This window comes from Nocardioides sp. P4_G10 (assembly GCF_056401175.1).
On record NZ_JBFUJV010000027.1, the window covers coordinates 45,046 to 62,241 of the forward strand.

The 17,196-nt window shown below is 74.2% G+C and carries 17 protein-coding genes; 12 read left to right on the plus strand and 5 right to left on the minus strand.

Annotated elements, in window-relative coordinates; all coding sequences use genetic code 11:
- Window position 1: 1 nt before the first annotated feature.
- The 9 genes from AC1DP1_RS20830 (at window position 2) to AC1DP1_RS20870 (ending at window position 9,470) form a co-directional block, all read left to right on the plus strand.
- Window positions 2–1,243: an RNA polymerase factor sigma-54 gene (locus tag AC1DP1_RS20830; protein WP_477508462.1), complete on the plus strand. Its 1,242-nt coding sequence runs from the start codon at window positions 2–4 to the stop codon at window positions 1,241–1,243.
- Between the two features lie 118 nt (window positions 1,244–1,361).
- On the plus strand, window positions 1,362–2,033 hold the full coding sequence (locus tag AC1DP1_RS20835; RefSeq protein WP_477508463.1) for a hypothetical protein: 672 nt from the start codon (window positions 1,362–1,364) through the stop codon (window positions 2,031–2,033).
- A 49-nt stretch (window positions 2,034–2,082) separates the two neighbouring features.
- Entirely contained in the window at window positions 2,083–2,976 is an 894-nt protein-coding gene (locus AC1DP1_RS20840) for a hypothetical protein (RefSeq protein WP_477508464.1), read from the plus strand.
- 7 nt (window positions 2,977–2,983) lie between these two features.
- Window positions 2,984–4,294: a hypothetical protein gene (locus tag AC1DP1_RS20845; protein ID WP_477508465.1), complete on the plus strand. Its 1,311-nt coding sequence runs from the start codon at window positions 2,984–2,986 to the stop codon at window positions 4,292–4,294.
- Between the two features lie 12 nt (window positions 4,295–4,306).
- Window positions 4,307–5,941 carry a hypothetical protein gene (locus tag AC1DP1_RS20850; RefSeq protein WP_477508466.1) on the plus strand — a complete coding sequence of 545 codons (1,635 nt, stop codon included), beginning with the start codon at window positions 4,307–4,309 and terminating at the stop codon, window positions 5,939–5,941.
- Window positions 5,934–6,971 carry an aminotransferase class I/II-fold pyridoxal phosphate-dependent enzyme gene (locus AC1DP1_RS20855; protein WP_477508467.1) on the plus strand — a complete coding sequence of 346 codons (1,038 nt, stop codon included), beginning with the start codon at window positions 5,934–5,936 and terminating at the stop codon, window positions 6,969–6,971. Before AC1DP1_RS20850 ends, AC1DP1_RS20855 begins: the two co-directional genes overlap by 8 nt.
- Window positions 6,968–7,759 carry an amidohydrolase family protein gene (locus AC1DP1_RS20860; RefSeq protein WP_477508468.1) on the plus strand — a complete coding sequence of 264 codons (792 nt, stop codon included), beginning with the start codon at window positions 6,968–6,970 and terminating at the stop codon, window positions 7,757–7,759. The genes AC1DP1_RS20855 and AC1DP1_RS20860 overlap by 4 nt, the downstream gene beginning before the upstream one ends.
- Window positions 7,756–8,910, plus strand: a complete 1,155-nt coding sequence (locus AC1DP1_RS20865) for an amidohydrolase (protein ID WP_477508469.1) — start codon at window positions 7,756–7,758, stop codon at window positions 8,908–8,910. Before AC1DP1_RS20860 ends, AC1DP1_RS20865 begins: the two co-directional genes overlap by 4 nt.
- Entirely contained in the window at window positions 8,907–9,470 is a 564-nt protein-coding gene (locus AC1DP1_RS20870) for a hypothetical protein (RefSeq protein ID WP_477508470.1), read from the plus strand. The genes AC1DP1_RS20865 and AC1DP1_RS20870 overlap by 4 nt, the downstream gene beginning before the upstream one ends.
- A 6-nt stretch (window positions 9,471–9,476) precedes the next feature.
- Here the strand turns inward: AC1DP1_RS20870 and AC1DP1_RS20875 are convergent, their stop codons facing one another.
- The 3 genes from AC1DP1_RS20875 to AC1DP1_RS20885 form a co-directional block, all read right to left on the minus strand.
- A complete protein-coding gene (locus AC1DP1_RS20875; protein WP_477508471.1) occupies window positions 9,477–10,790 on the minus strand; it encodes a sigma 54-interacting transcriptional regulator in 1,314 nt (437 codons plus the stop codon).
- A gap of 131 nt (window positions 10,791–10,921) precedes the next feature.
- A complete protein-coding gene (locus AC1DP1_RS20880; protein ID WP_477508472.1) occupies window positions 10,922–11,368 on the minus strand; it encodes a VanZ family protein in 447 nt (148 codons plus the stop codon).
- A gap of 18 nt (window positions 11,369–11,386) precedes the next feature.
- On the minus strand, window positions 11,387–12,319 hold the full coding sequence (locus tag AC1DP1_RS20885) for an SDR family oxidoreductase (protein ID WP_477508473.1): 933 nt from the start codon (window positions 12,317–12,319) through the stop codon (window positions 11,387–11,389).
- 112 nt (window positions 12,320–12,431) lie between these two features.
- Here AC1DP1_RS20885 and AC1DP1_RS20890 point away from each other — a divergent pair, with 112 nt between their 5' ends.
- A complete protein-coding gene (locus tag AC1DP1_RS20890; protein WP_477508474.1) occupies window positions 12,432–13,271 on the plus strand; it encodes a helix-turn-helix transcriptional regulator in 840 nt (279 codons plus the stop codon).
- Window positions 13,272–13,281: 10 nt separating this feature from the next.
- Here the strand turns inward: AC1DP1_RS20890 and AC1DP1_RS20895 are convergent, their stop codons facing one another.
- Entirely contained in the window at window positions 13,282–14,214 is a 933-nt protein-coding gene (locus AC1DP1_RS20895) for a universal stress protein (RefSeq protein WP_477508475.1), read from the minus strand.
- Window positions 14,215–14,232: 18 nt separating this feature from the next.
- Window positions 14,233–15,636: an MBL fold metallo-hydrolase RNA specificity domain-containing protein gene (locus AC1DP1_RS20900; protein ID WP_477508476.1), complete on the minus strand. Its 1,404-nt coding sequence runs from the start codon at window positions 15,634–15,636 to the stop codon at window positions 14,233–14,235.
- Window positions 15,637–15,770: 134 nt separating this feature from the next.
- On the opposite strand from AC1DP1_RS20900, the gene AC1DP1_RS20905 reads away from it, so the two are divergent.
- The gene (locus tag AC1DP1_RS20905) at window positions 15,771–16,748 is read left to right on the plus strand and encodes an Acg family FMN-binding oxidoreductase (protein WP_477508477.1); all 978 of its coding nucleotides are present in this window, start codon (window positions 15,771–15,773) and stop codon (window positions 16,746–16,748) included.
- A 63-nt stretch (window positions 16,749–16,811) separates the two neighbouring features.
- Window positions 16,812–17,196 (plus strand): hypothetical protein (locus tag AC1DP1_RS20910; RefSeq protein WP_477508478.1); only part of this gene is annotated, 385 nt, incomplete at its 3' end.

Sequence of the window (17,196 nt, forward strand, 5' to 3'; positions counted from 1 at the left end):
GGTGGAGCGGCCCAGCCCGTCGATGGGGTTGACCCCCCGGCTGGAGGCGCGGCCGGGGTTGCGACTGCTGTCCTACCTCTCGCTCCTGCCGGCGAGCGCCGTGGAGCTCGACGCGACCATCGACCGGGCAGTCGTCGACAACCCGCTGCTGGAGCGCGTCCCGTGGCGGGCCTGCCCGACGTGCGGGCTCGCGACGGCGGGCGATCGGTGCCCGGCCTGCGCCACCGCCCGCTGGCAGGTCGAGCCCGTCGCCGCTCCGGACTGGCGGACCGAGCTGCTCGGCGACGCAGCCGCGGAGCTGCCGACCGGGCTGCGGCCCGCCCTCGAGCTCGTGGTCGCCGCCCTCGACGACCACGGCCTGCTCCCCGTCGCGCCCGATCTCGACCCGGAGACGCTCGCTGCGGTGCTGGTGGGAGTCCGCACGGCCGGCCCACCCGGCATCGCTGCGGCGTCCCCGGTCGACTGCGTGCGCGTGCAGGCGGCCGCCCTGGTCGAGGACGGACGCGCATCGGCGCTCGTGTGCGAGGTCGCCGATCACTGGCTGCCGGAGGTGGCCGAGGAGCGCTACCTCGAGGTCGCCGCCGCTGTCGGGGTGCACGAGTCGGAGGTCCGCGCCGCCGTCGACGTGCTGCGCGCGGACACGACGCCGTACGTCGCGCTGCCGGGTGGCCCGACCAGGAGCGCGGCCACCGACGTCGTCTTCACGCACCCCGACGCGGACGGCCCGGTGGTCGCCCACGTCGCCGACGCGGCCTCGGCCGGGCTCGGCATGGTTCCCGACCTGCTCCCGGGCTCACCGGACGCCCGTGCCTGGCTGGCGCCCCACCGGGCGGCCGCCTCACGACTGCTGGCCGCGGTCTCGGCCCGGGGACACATGCTCCAGCGGGTGGCCGACCAGCTCGCCCTCCGCCAGCACGACTTCATCCTCCACGGCCCGTCCCGCCACCTCCCCCTGCGACGCCACGAGGTGGCGGTGGCCCTCTCGGTCCACCCCTCGACGGTCGGTCGCGTGGTCAGCGGCAAGCTCGCCCGCTGCCCGGACGGCCGACTCGTGCCCCTGTCCGGGTTCTTCGGCTCCGTGGAGTCGAACCGCGTCCGGGTGGCGGCCGCTCTGGCGGCGCACCCCGGCGCCACCGACCGGGAGGTGGCCGCCGTGCTGAGCCGCGAGGGCACGACGATCGCGCGACGGACGGTCGCGAAGTATCGCTCGCTCTCGGCGAACCCGGCTTCGCCCGCGCGCTGACCCCGCCCTGCCTCGGGCGAACGCCGGTTCGCGCCGCCACGACCGGCGTGCGCTTGCGGGCGGTGGCACGGAACTTGCATGGAGAGGGGCAGAGCCACCGACCGAGAGGGGACCCCCCATGCACGACATCGACCGCGCCATGTTCGAGCTCAGCGGCGAGACCGGCGAGACCGGCGAGACCGGTTACGAGACCTACGAAGCAGCCCAGGAGCACGAGGCCGCCCAGGAGTACGAGTCCTTCGAGGCGGGCCACGAGGCCGAGGCCATGGAGATGGAGATGGCCGGTCGGCTGCTCGAGGTGAGCGGCGAGGAGGAGCTCGAGGACTTCCTCGGCAGCCTCGTGCGCTCGGCCACATCGGCGGCGCGCAGCTTCGCCGGCTCGGCCGCGGGCCAGGCGCTCGGTGGGGTCCTGAAGAACGCCGCCCGCCAGGTCCTGCCCCAGGTGGGCGGCATCGTCGGCTCGGCGCTCGGCGGCGGCACCGGCAGCCAGCTCGGGACCGCCGCCGGGCGGTGGCTCGGCAGCCGGTTCGAGCTCGAGGCCATGTCGCAGGAGGACCGCGAGTTCGAGGTCGCGCGCGCGTTCGTGCGCACCGCGCAGGACGCCGCCCGCATTGCCGCGCGCAACCGGACACTGCCCCCGTCGCAGGCCGCGACCCAGGCCGTCGTCACGGCGGCCGGTCGCCACCTCCCCGGCCTGGTCCCGGTCGTCGCTCGCGGCGACCTGGCGGGCCGCCGTACGTCCGGGCGCTGGGTGCGCCAGGGCCGACGCATCGTCATCTACGGCGCATGAACGCCACGAGCACCGCACCGCACCGTCCCGTCACCGAAGGAGTCAACCGATGAGTGTCCATGAATCGTTCGAGTGGGAGCAGCCCGAGCTGCACGAGTCCTACGAGTGGGAGCAGCCCGAGCTGCACGAGTCCTACGAGTGGGAGCAGCCCGAGACCTTCGAGTCCCACGAGCTCTCCGGCGAGCTGCACGAGGGTCTGGAGCTCGAGCTCGCCCAGGAGCTGCTCGAGATCACCAACGAGGCCGAGCTCGAGGAGTTCCTCGGCAAGCTCGTGCGCGGTGTCGCGCGCGGGGCCGGCTCGTTCATGAAGTCCAGCGTCGGCAGGGCCGTCGGAGGGGTCCTGCGCAGCGTCGCCAAGACCGCGCTCCCGATGGTCGGCTCGGCCCTCGGCTCCTTCGTCGCTCCCGGCATCGGCACGGCCCTCGGCGGGAAGCTCGGCAGCATGGCCGCCAAGCTCCTCGAGGCCGAGGAGCGCGAGACAATGGGCGAGGCCGAGGCCGAGCTGGAGGCTGCGCGCCGCTACGTGCGCTGGGCCAACGGCACCGTCCGCAGGGCGATGCGCGCCCCGTACGGCGTGCCGCCGCGCACCGTCGCCCGCAGCGCCGCCGTCTCCTCGGCCCGCCGCTACGCGCCGACGCTGCTGCGCCCCACCAACGGCCGTCGGAGCCAGTGGCGCTCACGTCGTGCTCCGGGGTGGAACGCCCCGGCCTGGGAGCCCGGGGGCTACCGCCAGGCGCACACCTGCTCGTGCGGTGCCCAGCACGGCCAGGGCGACCCGTCCGGCGGGTCGGGAGGCTTCGAACCCTTCGACGACGACGGCTCCGCGTCCATGGAGAGCCACGAGGCGTTCGAGTCGCACGAGTCGCACGAGGCCCAGCTGGTCGGGGGGGCGGGGGGCCGCTGGTACCGGCGCGGCAACCGGATCGTGCTGGTCGGGGCCTGAGGTCGACATGACCGAGCCCAGGCTGCCCGGCGGTGCGGTCCTCCTGGAGATGGAGGCCCGCGGGCTGCTGGCGCGCCTCAACCAGATCCGGCCGTTGGCGCTGCACGAGACGATGGTGCCCGCGGCCGCGTTGCCGCCGCGGGCGGCCCTCGACATCGAGCGGTTCCTGCACACCGGCCGGACCGTGCTGCGGCGGCGGGTGGAGGACTACCTGGCGTGGCTGCGCGGGCCGGGTCGGCAGGCGCCCCCCGCCGAGCAGCAGCACCGCTTCGTGCTGATCCGGATGCGCTTCAACTCCATCCTGAGCCAGCTGGACATGTTCACCGAGGTGGTCACGCAGCGCAGCGAGGCGCGCACGGGCACGTGGCTGTCCGGGCTCGACGTGCTGGCCGACGACGCCCTCCGGATCACCCCGCTCGTGCCCGACCCGCCCCCGGCGGTCTGCTACCTGGCCCGCGGTCCGGGCGCCGCGATCCGGCGCGCGCGGACCAAGATGCCCGGCGGCGACCTCAGCCCGGCCGCGATCATCCGCATCCCCCGGGAGCGGATGGTCGGCCACGGCATCGCCTCCTCCCTCGTCCACGAGGTCGGGCACCAGGGCGCTGCCCTCCTCGGTCTCGTCGAGAGCCTCCGCAAGGACCTCGCCGCGCGTCGACCGGCCGGCGCGAGGGAGCAGGCCGTGTGGCGCAGCTGGGAGCGATGGATCTCCGAGATCGTCGCCGACCTGTGGTCCGTCGCGACGCTGGGGATCTCCTCGACGCTCGGGCTGCTCGCCGTCGTCAGCCTCCCCCGGTTCTTCGTCTTCCGACCCTCGGGTGACGACCCCCACCCGATTCCGTACGTCCGCGTCCTGCTGAGCTGCGCCATGGGCGAGGCGCTGTACCCCCACCCGCAGTGGGCGAGCATGCGCGCCACGTGGAAGTCGCTGAACCCCGTCGCCACCCTGCCGCCGGCACGCCAGGCGGAGTTCGCGGCCCTGGAAGCCGGCATCCCTGCCTTCGTCGGCGCGCTCCTCACCCACCGCTCCTCCAGCCTCGGCGGCCGCTCGCTCCGCGAGGCGTTCCCCACCGGCGAGCGGATCCCCACCCGGTTGCTGCAGCTGCACACGTCGTGGCGCGGCGACATCGGCGTCATGGCTCGGCAACGACCGAGCCTGGTCTTCGCCGTCGCCGGTCAGGCCCGTGCCGCAGGCCGCATCACGCCCGAGGCCGAGAGCCAGCTCATCGGCACCCTCCTCCGGGCCTGGGCGCTCCGCAGCACCCTCGCCTCCGCCGAACAGATCACCACCACCCGACGCGTGCTCGCACGCGCCTCATGAGAAGGAGTCAGCATGTCCAAGGACAGGCACAACGCGATCCGGCCCACCAGCCAGGTCTTCACCCCGGAGGAAGGGATCTTCTTCGAGGTCGCCCTAGAGCCCGGCACGAGCGCCTTCACCTGGGCGGTCCTTCGCGAGGTGGAAACCGGCACGGAGACCGTCGCCGTCGGCTGGAAGCCCCGCTCGGGTGGACGGAAGCCCGCCGCGGAGCACAGCATCTCGCTCATCTCGGCGAGCGAGTGGGACGACCACCACCTGGATCGGTGGAAGGAGGGTGACGACACCGACGCCAGTCTGGACGAGGGCGACTACCGCCTCGCGCTGTACGACGGCAAGCCGGCAGCGGGCGAGACCGGGTTCGCCTACATCGAGCGCGCGACGGAGCTGGACCAGGACGCCTTCTCGGTCAGCGACCAGCGCGTCTCGGAGCAGACGACCGGCGACGGAGAGGACATCGGCAAGCCGCTCCGCGTCGCGCTGGTGCGTGAGGGTGCGACCGGCGCGGCCGAGCGCCGTTCGCCGGTCACGTACGCCGCGTTCCGCGCGTTCCTCGAGGACGAGTGGGGGCCGGGTGAGGACTACGACGACGCGAACGCCTGGCCGGCGTTCGGTGGGCGGCCCTACCAGGCCCTCCGCAACGCCGCCCGCGACTTCGTCGCCCAGGCGAGGGTCACGTCCTTCGACGACCTGCTGCCCGCCGGCTACGTCGAGGGCAAGCTCGCGGAGACCAGGGCGCAGTTCCCCGGCATCCAGCTGCCGCGCGACGCGCGCACCGCCTACCTCCCGGCCGTGGAGCTGATCTGGAACTACTGGCTGGAGGAGGGGATGCTCGTGCAGACCCTCAACGTCATCCTGGCCCGCTTCCAGAACCGGCGCCTGCCCGGCCGCGACCCGCTGTCCCGCTTCGACGTCACGCCCCTCCTGCCGCTGCGCAACCGGCTCTGGGGATACGCCGAGGACGAGCTGCACCGGCTCACCGTGCGACGTCGCGCCGTCGAGTACGAGTACGAGTACGGCTTCTCGCTCATCGGGCGAGCCGTGCCGCGGCCGCACACGGTGGTCGAGCGCCGCAACGGCTTCGTGGCGACCTTCCACCAGGTGCTGTTCCTCGCCCACCGCTACTTCAAGGAGCTTGACGACCTGACGGTCCAGGCTGATGCGTTCCCGCTCTACCGGGCGCTGCGGGACTGCCACATCGTGCTCTCGCAGGGCACGCAGAACCAGTACGGCGAGATGGCGGTCGCCGCGCGCGCCGAGTTCATCGTGATGCAGAGCATCCTCGCCGAGCCGCAGATGCGGGAGTTCCTCGGCGGACGCCCGATGACGCCGTACCCCGAGGCGTGGATGGACCGGGTCGACAGCATGAAGTCGATCCAGGGCTGGACCGACACGAGCATCATGCACTTCAACGACCTGGCAGAGATCGGCGAACAGCTGGTCCTCACCATCCGGCTCGGCAACTGGGCGGACCCGGTCGTGGGCGGGACGGAGGCGGCCACCTGGGCGCAGGCGTTCCGCAACGGCATCCAGAAGTACGCCGCCGCCTACCGCACCGCGACCGGGGTCGACCTGGCCGAGGAGCCCAACGCCGAGAAGCCGTCCACGCTCCTGGCCCGCCGGCTCTCCGGCGCCCGGATCCGTGCCTGAGGGCGACTTCACCTCGGCCCACTTCCTCGGCCTCCGGCCGTCCGGCACGTCGGCGGCGCTGACGACCGGGCGGCCGGCGGCGGTGGAGGACCGGGAGGCGGGCGCACCGCTGGCCCACAAGCTGGCCCACCGGCTCGGGGCGGCCGACGGGGTGCTCGCCCGCACCAGCCTGCACGGCCTGATCGACGTCCTCGCCACCCGGCCGCGCGACACGACCGTCCTGCTCGACGAGGCCGTCTACCCGATCGCGCGCTGGGCCGCGGGTGCCGTGACCTCTGCGGCAGGCGGGGCGGTCGCGACGTACCGGCACCACGACGCGCGTGATGCGCAGCGTCATGCAGCACGGCGCCGCGTCGTCCTGGTCACGGACGGGGTCTGCGGCTCCTGCCTGCGGCCCGCCCCGCTCCGCGCCCTCGCGGAGCTGGCCCGCCGGCGCGGCGGCGAGCTCGTCGTCGACGACACCCTCGCCGCCGGCGTCCTCGGGGCCAGGGACGACGCCGCGTGGGTCCTCGGGCACGGAGGTGGGGGCACCGCCGCATGGCTCGGAGTCGAGTCGGGCCACGTCACCGTGGCCTCGCTCGCCAAGGGCCTGTCCGCGCCGCTGGCGATCGTCTGCGGACCGGCCGAGCGCGTCGCACAGGTCCGGAGGGAGGGCCCGACCCGCGTGCACGCCGGCCCGCCGACGACGGCCGACGTCGCCGCCCTGCGCAGCGCGCTCGACGACGGCTCCCTCGACGTACGACGCTCCCGCCTGGCCCGGCACGTGGTCCGGGTGCGTCGGACCTTGGAGGACCTGGAGCTCTGCCCGCTCGGCATCCCGTTCCCGCTCCTGGCCACCGAAGGCGGGCGGGGCGACCCCCTCGAGGTCCGGCGCGCCCTCACGGGAGCGGGGGTCCGGTCCCTCGCGACCACCGGGCGCTGCACCGATCGCCCCACCCTCAGCATCTGCCTGCGCGCCGACCATGCGGATCGGGAGATCGCCCGGCTCGAGCAGGCCCTGCGGGTGGCCGTGTCGGGGAGGGCAGCATGAGCGCACCGTTGGTCATCGACGCCCACGTCCACATCGGGACGGGCGACGGGATGCGTGGTCCGTGGGACACCGAGGGCTCGCTGCCGGTGTACCTGAGCCGGGCCCGGCCGGCCGGCATCCGCGGTGCGGTGATCATGGCGCCGCTCACCTCGGACTACCCCCGCGCCAACGCCGAGATCGCCCGCATCATCTCGGCCCGCCCGGGCTTCCTCGGCTACCTCTTCGTCAACACCCGGACGGAGTCGGGACGCATTGCCGAACGAGTCGCCCTGGGGGTGCAGCAGGGCTTCTGCGGGATCAAGGTGCACGCCCACGACGCCCGCGTCACCCGCGAGCTCGCCGAGGCCGCGCGCCGCTGGGGCCTGCCGGTGCTCTACGACCCCGCCGGCGACAACGCCACGGTGGAGATGGTCGCCCGCTCCTATCCCGACGTCGCCTGGGTGGTGCCCCACCTGTCCTCCTTCGCTGACGACTGGAAGGCGCAGTGCGCCTTCGTCGACCAGCTGGTCCGGCTGCCCAACGTGTTCACCGACACCTCGGGGGTGCGCTACTACGACCTGCTCGAGGACGCCGTGCGTCGCGCCGGTCCGCATAAGGTGCTCTTCGGCAGCGACGGCCCGTTCCTCCACCCCGGCGTCGAGCTGGCGAAGGCCAGGGCGCTCCCGGTCGACGCCACCGGCCTCGGCGACGTGCTCGCCGGCAACGTGCTGCGTCTCACCGCACCCGCGCGGCGGCGGTTCCGGGCCCGTCGACGAAGCCGCCTAGCAGCCCGGCGGGCCGTGCCATGAGCGTGGTGGCGCCCGCGGCGGCCCACGTCCGCGACGCCGTCGCTCGTCTTGCGCCGGCCCTCGTGGCGCTCTCCCACGACCTCCACGCCCACCCCGAGCCTGCCTGGGCCGAGCACCGCTCGAGCAGGCGCCTCGCCGAGTTCCTCGCGCGGGCCGGGCTCGACGTCGACCTGCCGGCCCACGGCCTGCCGACGGCGTTCCGCGCGACAGGCGGAACCAGCGGTCCGCTGGTGGTGCTGTGCTGCGAGTACGACGCCCTCCCGGGGCTGGGCCACGGGTGCGGGCACAACGTGGTGGCAGCCGCCGCGGCCGGAGCAGCAGCGGTGCTGGCGCCACTGTCCGGCGGCGCGGGGGGTCGGGTGGTGGCGCTCGGCACCCCTGCGGAAGAGGGTGGCGGCGGCAAGATCGAGCTGCTCCGGCGGCACGCGTTCGACGGCGCGTCAGCGGCGCTCCTCGCGCACCCCGGGCCCCACGACCAGGTCCGCGCGTCGTTCCGCGCCGCCGCCTCGTCCAGGGTCCGCTTCCACGGTCGCGCGGCCCATGCCGCGATGGCGCCCGCCCGCGGCCGCAACGCCCTCGACGCCGCGGTGCTCGCCTACCAGGCCATCGCCGCCGCGCGATCCGGCATGGACCTCACCGACCAGGTCACGGCCGTGCTGGTCCGTGGCGGCACGGCGCCCAACGTGGTGCCGGAGGTTGCCGAGCTGCGGGTGATGGCACGCGCGACCACGACGCCTGGGCTCGACCGGCTCGCGAGCGTGGTCGAGCGAAGCGCTCGTGCGGGTGCCCTGGCGACCGGCTGCATGGCACGCGTCGTGCCGGACGGGCCGGTCTACCGCGAGCTCCGCACCGACCGCCGGCTGGCGGCGTCGCTGGAGCGACACCTGCACGTCCTGGGGCGGCCGCCCCGTCCGGCCGACCCGCGCGACCTCGTCCGTGCGGGGAGCACCGACCTGGGCAACGTCAGCCACGTCGTGCCCGTGGCCCACCCCAAGCTCGCGATCGGTGACGTCGTACCCCACTCGCGGGCCTTCACCGAGGCCGCCGCCTCGGCCGCCGGGGACCGCGCGGTCCTCGACGGAGCCGCGCTCCTCGCCCTGACCGTCCTCGACGTGTGGGCGGCCCGCCAACCCGAAGGAGAACCGTCATGACGACCACAGCCAGCCATCGTTGGAAGTCGGACACCAGACCGATGCCCTTCGACGCCTCGAAGTTCCCCCGGACCGGCGTCATCGGTGAGATCAAGCCCCACAACACCCGCGGCATCGCTGCCGGGATCGCGCAGCTGCGCACCCGCCGCGGCATCACCCGGCGCACGCCGCAGCTCGTCACCTACCGGCAGGTGCCGGGGCAGCCCACCAGGTACGAGGTGCTGGCTGCGGATCCCACCCAGCTCGCGGGCGTGATCCGGAGGCGTCGCGCCGGGATCGACACCTGGTACTCGCTCGGGGTCGTCGAGTCCTCCCGAGCGGTGCTGCCGATCCCCCTCTGGCAGTGCTCCTCGAGCCTGGGCAACCTCCTCGAACGGCAGATCCGCCAGCGGTACGCCACCCGGGTCGGCGCGACCCTGGCGAGCAAGACGAGCGCGTCCCAGACCGGCGCAGACATCGAGCACGAGCTGCTGGAGATGGCGGAGTTCCTCCGGGAGCTCGCAGCCGAGCTCGAGGCCGAGGCAGAGGGCCGGACGGGAGCCCAGGTCGAGGGCCACTGAAACCGGCTACGACTCCGACGACGATGGCGGGCGCGGCCGCGGCGCCTTGCGCCGCAGCTGGACCGCCCGGTCGGTGACGCCCAGCATCGCGGCGGCCCGCCGAGCGCTGCCGTCGCTCTCCTCCAGCGCCGCGTCGACCGCGACGTCGCCGACGAGCGTCTTCAGCTCGGCCAGGGTCAGGCCCTCGGCGAGCGCGGCGCGCACGGCCCGGTCCAGGAGCCGGCGCGAGGACGCCACGGGCGGGGGCGCCTGGTCGTCGGGCCGGTAGCGCGGCGGCACGTCACCCGGGCTGACCACCCCGGGTCCGGCGTGCCGGGCGGCGACGGCGTACGCCAGCTGCCGCAGCTCGCGCACGTTGCCCGGGTAGTCGCGGTCGTGGAGGAGCGCGAGGACGCTCGGCGCCACCCCCACCGGGCGGCCGGCCGCCTCGGCGAGGAAGTGCTCGAACAGCGCCTCGAGGTCCTCGGTACGTTCGCGCAGCGGCGGGAGGTGCACGACGCCCGAGGCGATGCGGTGGTAGAGGTCGCTGCGGAACCGGCCGGCGCGCTGCTCGCTCTCGAGGTCCCGGTTGGTCGCGCTGACCAGCCGGAACCGTGTCCGCGACCAGGTGTCGCCGCCCACCCGCTTGAACGTGCCTTCCTGCAGCACCCTGAGCAGCTCGCCCTGCAGCGCGAGGGGGAGCTCGCCGATCTCGTCGAGGAAGAGCGTGCCGCCGTCAGCTGCGGCGAATGCCCCCGCGCGGGCGCGATCGGCCCCGGTGAACGCGCCCTTCTCGTGACCGAACAGCTCGCTGCCCGACAGTGACGCGACGATCGTCGTGCAGTCCACCACCACCAGGGACGACGAGTCCTCGGCGACGGCATGGACCAGGCGCGCGGCCAGCTCCTTGCCGGTGCCCGTCTCCCCCACCAGCAGGATCGGCCCGGAACCGTACGCCGCCTGCTCGACGAGGTCGACGAGGAGCCGTCGCATGGCCGAGGACCGGCCCTGGACCAGCGGGGCCACGAGCCGCGACGACAGCAGCCGGTCGACCTCGCGCCACCGCTCGAGGCGGGCGAGGACGATCCCGACGGTCTCCTCGCCGGTCCAGCTGATGACGTCCTCGACGCCGCGGGCGAGCAGGCCCCACACGCCGTCGTCGCGTCGACGCCCGCACGAGACGACGAGCACCCGCTCGTCGGGCTCCGCCCACTCGTGCGGGACCGGGGGGAGGTCGTCGACCAGCTGCACGCCGTAGCGGTCGGCGCCGTCGGCGAAACCGCGGTCGTCGAGGGCGCGGCGCAGGAGCGCCCTCTCGGCGCTGTCGGATCTCCCGATCACCGTCGCCATACCGGTCCCGAAATGCGGTCAGCACACAGGCGACCCCTCCAGCCACCTCCATCGAGGATGGCACCGGCGCACGTCGGTGGCCACCGCTCGCACCCGGTGGTCCAGCCCAGGCGTCAGGTTCCCTACGCCCGTTCCCGCCGCCGCCGCAGGGTCGCCGGGAGCGTCAGGACGATGGCGAGGGCGATGCCGAGGAACATGCCGATCGAGTTGGCGACGACGTCGCGGGGGTCGGACACCCGGCCCGGGATCTCGCGCTGGACGGCCTCGATCATGGAGGTGAGCACGATGCCGGCGGCGAGCGCGATCAGCCACAGGCGCGTGCCGACGAGGAGCAGCAGGAACATGCCGAGCGGGACGAACAGCCCGATGTTGGCGAGGAACTCGATGCGCTCGACGCTCAGCCGGCTCGTCAGCGGGTCGAGGTCGGGGTAGCGCTCCAGGCGAGCCAGCACGCGGCGTGCCAGCCCGGCGTAGTCGGGCTGCTCGTTGCCCGGTGTCAACGTCACGAGGCCGACGAAGCCCAGGTAGACCAGGGTCAGCAGGCTGAGGAAGGGATGGCGGTGCAGCACGACGCCATCATCCAGACCTCACCTGAACGTCACACCGGTCAGCCCCTCCGACACCGCCCAGAGCCGGGCCGCGTCCGCGTGTCGTCGCAGCGGCGGCCACAGCTGCTCGGGACCGGGAGGGCCTCCGGCCTTGCCGGGCCACTGGGGGCCGTAGAAGCCGCCGTCCTCGCCCGTCGTGGCCGCCATGAGGGCGGGCAGCCGGGCGCTGTCGACGGTCCCGACGAGGAGACCACGCGCGGAGAGCCAGCGGATCACCTTGACGCCCGAGGTGTCCTCGCTGCGCCCGACCTCGGGACGGGCTGCGAGCAGGCTGGTCGGCGCGACGCCCGGGTGCGAGAGGTTGCTGGTCACCCCCCAGCAGCCCGAAGCACTGCGGCGCGCGAGCTCGAGCCCGAAGAGCCCGCAGGCGATCTTGGACTGGCGGTAGGCCGCCATGCTGTCGTACGACCGCTCCCAGCCGAGGTCGTCCCAGTGGATCGACCCGCGGCGTGCGGCGACGCTGACCTGCGACGTGACGCGGCCCCGGCCGGCCCGCAGCAGCGGAAGCAGGCGGCCGGTGAGGGCGAAGTGACCGAGGTGGTTGGTGCCCAGCTGCAGCTCGAACCCGTCGGCGGTGACCTGGCGGTCGGGCGGCGTCATCACCCCGGCGTTGTTGATCAGCAGGTGGATCGGCTCCGCCTCGGCGACGAGGCGCTCGGCGAGCTCGGCGACCGACGCGAGCGACGACAGGTCGAGGTCGTGGAGGACGACCCGGGCACCCGGGACCTGCTCGCGGACCCGTTCGACCGCCGCCTCCCCCTTGGTCCGGTTGCGGACCGGCATCAGCACCTCGGCGCCGGCGCCGGCGAGGGACGCGGCCATGCCCAGGCCCATCCCGTCGCTGGCGCCGGTCACGACAGCACGGCTGCCGTCGAGGTCGGGAAGGGTGAGGTCGTACTGCCTGCGTGGCACGGGTGCTCCTCGGCTCGTGGTCGGTGTGCCCCGAGGCTGCCCGCCCCCGCCGATCCCATCCACGGCCTGGTGATCCGTGGATACGGCTGGGCCGACCGGTCAGGATGGCCGCATGATCGATCGCGCCGGGCTCGCGGACTTCCTGCGCCGCCGTCGGGAGGCACTGCAGCCGGAGGACGTCGGGCTGCCCCGCGGCGCGCGACGGCGTACGCCCGGCCTCCGGCGAGAGGAGGTCGCGGTCCTCAGCCACATGTCCACCGACTTCTACTCCCGGCTGGAGCGCGAGCGCGGCCCACAGCCCTCGGAGCAGATGGTCGCCTCGATCGCGCAGGGCCTGCACCTGTCCATCGACGAGCGCGACCACCTCTTCCGGCTGGCCGGCCACCACCCGCCGGTCCGCGAGGCTGCGGGCGACCACGTGGGGCCCGGGATGCTGCGCATCTTCGACCGGCTGGCCGACACGGCCGCCGAGATCGTCACGGAGCTCGGCGAGACGCTGCGGCAGACACCGCTGAGCGCCGCACTCGTCGGCGACAACACCCGCTGGACCGGCCCGTCCCGCAGCATCGGCTACCGCTGGTTCACCGATCCGGCCTCCCGGCTCCTGCACCCACCGGAGGACCACGAGCACTACTCCCGGATGTACGCCGCCGGGCTGCGCGGCGTGCTCGCCGTCCGGGGTCCCGAGTCCCGCGCGGCGCACCTGGCCGACCTGCTGTCGAGCCGGAGCGAGGAGTTCCGGCACTGGTGGGCCGCGCACGAGGTCGGGATCCGGCCCGCGGAGGTCAAGCGCTACGTCCACCCCGCAGCCGGGACCCTCGAGCTGAGCTGCCAGGTCCTGCACGACCCGTTCCAGTCGCACGCGCTGCTGGTGCACACCGCGACGCCCGGCAGCCCCAGCCACGAGCGGCTGCAGCTCCTCACCGCCGTCGGGACCACCGCCGGCTGGTGACGGCCGGCGCTCACGTCTGGGGAGCGACCTCGTCGACGCTGAGCTCCCAGTCATCGGAGGGCTGGGAGTCGCTGGCCACCGGCACGACCATCACCGGGCACATCGACGCCCGCAGGACCGTCCGCGCCAGGGAGCCGAGGTGCTCCGGGATCCAGCCGCGGGCGCCTCGCCGCCCGATCACCACGAGGGAGGCGTTCCTGGAGTCGTCGACCAGCACGTCGGCCGGCCACTGGTGCCGTACCTCGACCTCGACGGGCACGGTGGGCCAGGAGTCGCGGTGGACCGCGACGGCGGCGGCGAGCAGCCGCTTCTGCTGCGCCCGCCACTCGGCGTCCACCCGGTGGGTGATGATGTCGTCGTAGGCGGCGTCGAGGCGCCACGCGTGCACCACCCGGAGCGGCACACCGGTCCGGTCGGCCCAGGAGAACGCCGCCTCGAGCACCTGGCGCGGCACACCTGCCTCGTGGACACCGACCACCACCTCTGCCGTACCGCCCGGCGGGGGCTCCCACCCGGCGGGCACCGACACGAGCGGGCAGTGACACCGTGCCGCGGCGCCGTTGGTCGTGGACCCGACGAAGAGACGCTCGAGCGCGGTCGATGTGCGGTGCTGGACGACGACGAGCCGGGCGTCGCGGCTGAGCTCGACCAGTACCTGCGAGGGCACCCCGGTCACCGCCACGACGTGGTGGGCGACGGGGCCGCCGACGAGCTCCTCGAGCTCCTCCGCGACGTCGCGCACGACGCGCTCGGCGACGTCGATCGCCTCCGTGGGCGTCACCACCAGTCCGGGCACGGTCGGCAGCGACACCCGTCCGACGTGCACGAGCACGACGCGTGCTCCTTCCCGCCGCGCGTGCTCGGCGGCGAAGCGCAGCGCGGCCGTCTCCCGTCCCCGACCCGTGACCCCGACGACGACGGCTCCTGAGGTCCTGCTGTCCATGGTGTCCCTCCTCTTCTCTCAGTCCACCAGCACCCGTTCCCCGTACCTGGGCACCACGGCCGTCCAGCCCAGCTCCTCCGTGACCCGCCGGGCGAGGGCCGAGGCGGAGCGGGGCTCGCCGTGCACGACGTAGACCGTGCGCGGGGGGACGGGCGCCCGGCTGAGCCACTCGATCGTCTCGTGCGCGTCCGCGTGGACCGAGAAGTCGGTGAGCGTGACGACCTCCGCCCGCACCGGGACGTAGTGCCCGTGGATCTTCACCTGGCGCGCACCGTCCGCGAGATGGCGACCGCGCGTGCCCTCGGCCTGGTAGCCGGTGAGCACGACGCAGTTGCGCCGGTCGGGCAGCTGGTGGGCGAGGTGGTGCACGACCCGACCGCCCGAGGCCATCCCCGACGCGGAGATGACGATGCTGGGGGTGCGAGGCCTGTTGAGCCGCATCGACCCCTCGACGTCGTGGACGGCGTGCACGTCCGGCCCGTCGAGGTCGGCGAGGAGCTCGCGCGCCTCGGGGCGGAGCTGTGGACCGCCGCGCGAGGCCGCCCGTCGGTAGCAGTCCAGCGCGGCGAGGGCCATCGGGCTGTCGACGAAGACCGGGACGTCGGGGATGTCGCCGCGCTCCATCAGCCGCCGCAGCTCCAGGAGCACCAGCTCGGTGCGGTCGACGGCGAAGGCCGGGACCAGCACGCTCCCGCCCCGGGCCACCGTGCGGCTGACTGCGTCGGCCAGCAGCTGCGGGTCCGGTGGTGGGTGCCGCCGGTCGCCGTACGTCGACTCGACCACGATCGTGTCTGCCTCGGGCGGGTCGGCCGGGGGCCGCAGGAGCGGGTGGTGCGCACGTCCGAGGTCGCCGCTGAAGGCCACCCGTTGCCCTCCCAGGCGCAGCGCGGCGGTGGCGGAGCCGAGGATGTGTCCCGCCGAGCGCAGCGTGAGGGTGACGTCCGGTCCCAGCCTCAGCGGGTGCTCGAGGTCCACCGGCTCGATCAGCTTCAGTGCCTGCTCGACGTCAGCGTCGTCGTACAGCGGGAGCGCGGGGCGGTGCCGGGAGAAGCCGGCGTAGTTCGCGTAGCGGGCGTCCTCCTGCTGCAGGTGGGCGCTGTCCCGCAGGACGATGGCCGCCAGGTCGGCTGTCTCGTCGGTGCAGGTCACCCGTCCGCTGAAACCGTCCTTCACCAGCCGCGGCAGGTAGCCGGTGTGGTCCAGGTGGGCATGGGTGAGCACGACGTGGTCGATGCCTGCCGGGTCGACCGGGAAGGGGTCCCAGTTGCGGCTCCGGTGGACCGCCAGACCCTGGTAGAGCCCGGCGTCGACGAGCACCAGGACGCCGCCGGCCTCCACGAGGAAGCGGCTGCCCGTGACCGTGTCGACGGCGCCCAGGAAGGTGAGCGCCGCGAGGGCGGTGGGGTCGCGCGGTGTCCTCATGGGACGACGTTAGGAGCCGCTGCGCCGGGCCGGCAGAGCCCGACGACCCGGCCGCCCGGGACCAACGGCTCTGCCGACCCGCGCCGCGAGCGCGCACGCTCGGAGCAGGACCCACACCTGCCAAGGAGCCGGCCATGACCAGCACCCGCATCGTCCCCGTGGACACGCTGCACGAGATCGTGGAGATCGCCGCGCGCGCACCCAGCGTGCACAACACCCAGCCGTGGCGGTGGCGGGGCGGCTCACACACCCTCGAGCTGTACGCCGACAACGCTCGCCAGCTGCCGCACACCGATCCCGACGCGCGCAACCTCACCCTCAGCTGCGGTGCGGCCCTGCACCACGCCCAGGCCGCGGCAGGGGCGCTCGGGTGGCAGACCCTGGTGGTGCGCCACCCCGACCCGGACCACCCCGACCTGCTGGCCCGTCTCGACCTGTCCCCCGGACCTCTCACCGCCACGGCCGACGAGACGCTCGCGGCCCTGGACCGGCGCTGCACCGACCGGCGTCGCTTCACCGCCTGGCCGGTGCCGGAGGAGAGGCAGTCCCACCTCGCGCGGATCGCCAACCACTGGGGCGCGCGGGCGGTCGCCCTGACCGACGAGTCGGAGCGCTTCATCGCCGAGCGGCTCGTCCGACGGGCGCACCAGCTGCAGCGGACGGACCCTGCCGCGCGTGCGGAGCAGGCGGCCTGGCAGCACCGGAGCGGAGACGACGGGCTGTCGGCGGACGCCCTGCCCGGCGGGTCGGACCTCGTCGGCGGCCACCCGCACCGGTTCGCGGGCGCGTGGGAGGAGCGGACGGCCCTCGACCTGGAGGCCTCCGACGGGCTCCTCGTCTTCTTCGACACCGACGACGACCCGGCGGCCTGGCTGCGTGCGGGCGAGGGCTTGGGTGCGATGTGGCTGGCCGCCACGACGGCCGGACTCGCACTGGTGCCACTGAGTCAGGTGATCGAGGTGCCCGAGACCCGGGCCGCCTTCCAGACCGAGGTCCTCGGCAGCCTGGCCCACCCGCTCCTGCTGGTCCGCGTCGGCTGGCGATCGACCGGACGACCCCCGCTGTCCCGCACGCCGCGACGGCCGGTGTCGGAGGTGCTCGAGCTGGACTGACCCGGACCAGCGGTGTCGGCGGCCGGCATCGGTGGCGTCGGTGCCGTCGTGGAGGCTGTCCCCATGACGCGCGTCCGCCTCTCCCGGCTGCCGGGCGATCGCGTGCTGGTGTCGGAGGACGGCACGACCCGAGAGATGGCGCTCGCCGACCTCCCTGGCTACGTGGGCGAGCGCGAGCCCGACGACCCGCGGTGGGTCTGGGACGACACCGCACGGTGGTGTCCCCCGCTGCTGGCCGCGGGGGTGCGGGTGGCCCGGTGCCACGACCTCCGCCTGTCCAGGCGCCTGCTGGCCCGCGCGCCCGCCGTCGACCAGTCGCTGCTGGGCGGCGACGACGCCGAGCTGTGGGACCGGCTGCGGCCGGCGACCGTCACCGAGCCCGTCCTGTTCAGCGGGCACGACGCGCTCGACCACCTGCGCGCCGACGTCGAGGACGCGCGCCAGCTGG

Coding starts and splice junctions, on each gene's coding strand:
- AC1DP1_RS20835 (WP_477508463.1), top strand. CDS start 1,362: ATGCACGACATCGACCGCGCCATGTTCGAGCTCAGCGGCGAGACCGGC.
- AC1DP1_RS20840 (WP_477508464.1), top strand. CDS start 2,083: ATGAGTGTCCATGAATCGTTCGAGTGGGAGCAGCCCGAGCTGCACGAG.
- AC1DP1_RS20845 (WP_477508465.1), top strand. CDS start 2,984: ATGACCGAGCCCAGGCTGCCCGGCGGTGCGGTCCTCCTGGAGATGGAG.
- AC1DP1_RS20850 (WP_477508466.1), top strand. CDS start 4,307: ATGTCCAAGGACAGGCACAACGCGATCCGGCCCACCAGCCAGGTCTTC.
- AC1DP1_RS20860 (WP_477508468.1), top strand. CDS start 6,968: ATGAGCGCACCGTTGGTCATCGACGCCCACGTCCACATCGGGACGGGC.
- AC1DP1_RS20865 (WP_477508469.1), top strand. CDS start 7,756: ATGAGCGTGGTGGCGCCCGCGGCGGCCCACGTCCGCGACGCCGTCGCT.
- AC1DP1_RS20870 (WP_477508470.1), top strand. CDS start 8,907: ATGACGACCACAGCCAGCCATCGTTGGAAGTCGGACACCAGACCGATG.
- AC1DP1_RS20890 (WP_477508474.1), top strand. CDS start 12,432: ATGATCGATCGCGCCGGGCTCGCGGACTTCCTGCGCCGCCGTCGGGAG.
- AC1DP1_RS20895 (WP_477508475.1), bottom strand. CDS start 14,214: ATGGACAGCAGGACCTCAGGAGCCGTCGTCGTCGGGGTCACGGGTCGG.
- AC1DP1_RS20900 (WP_477508476.1), bottom strand. CDS start 15,636: ATGAGGACACCGCGCGACCCCACCGCCCTCGCGGCGCTCACCTTCCTG.
- AC1DP1_RS20905 (WP_477508477.1), top strand. CDS start 15,771: ATGACCAGCACCCGCATCGTCCCCGTGGACACGCTGCACGAGATCGTG.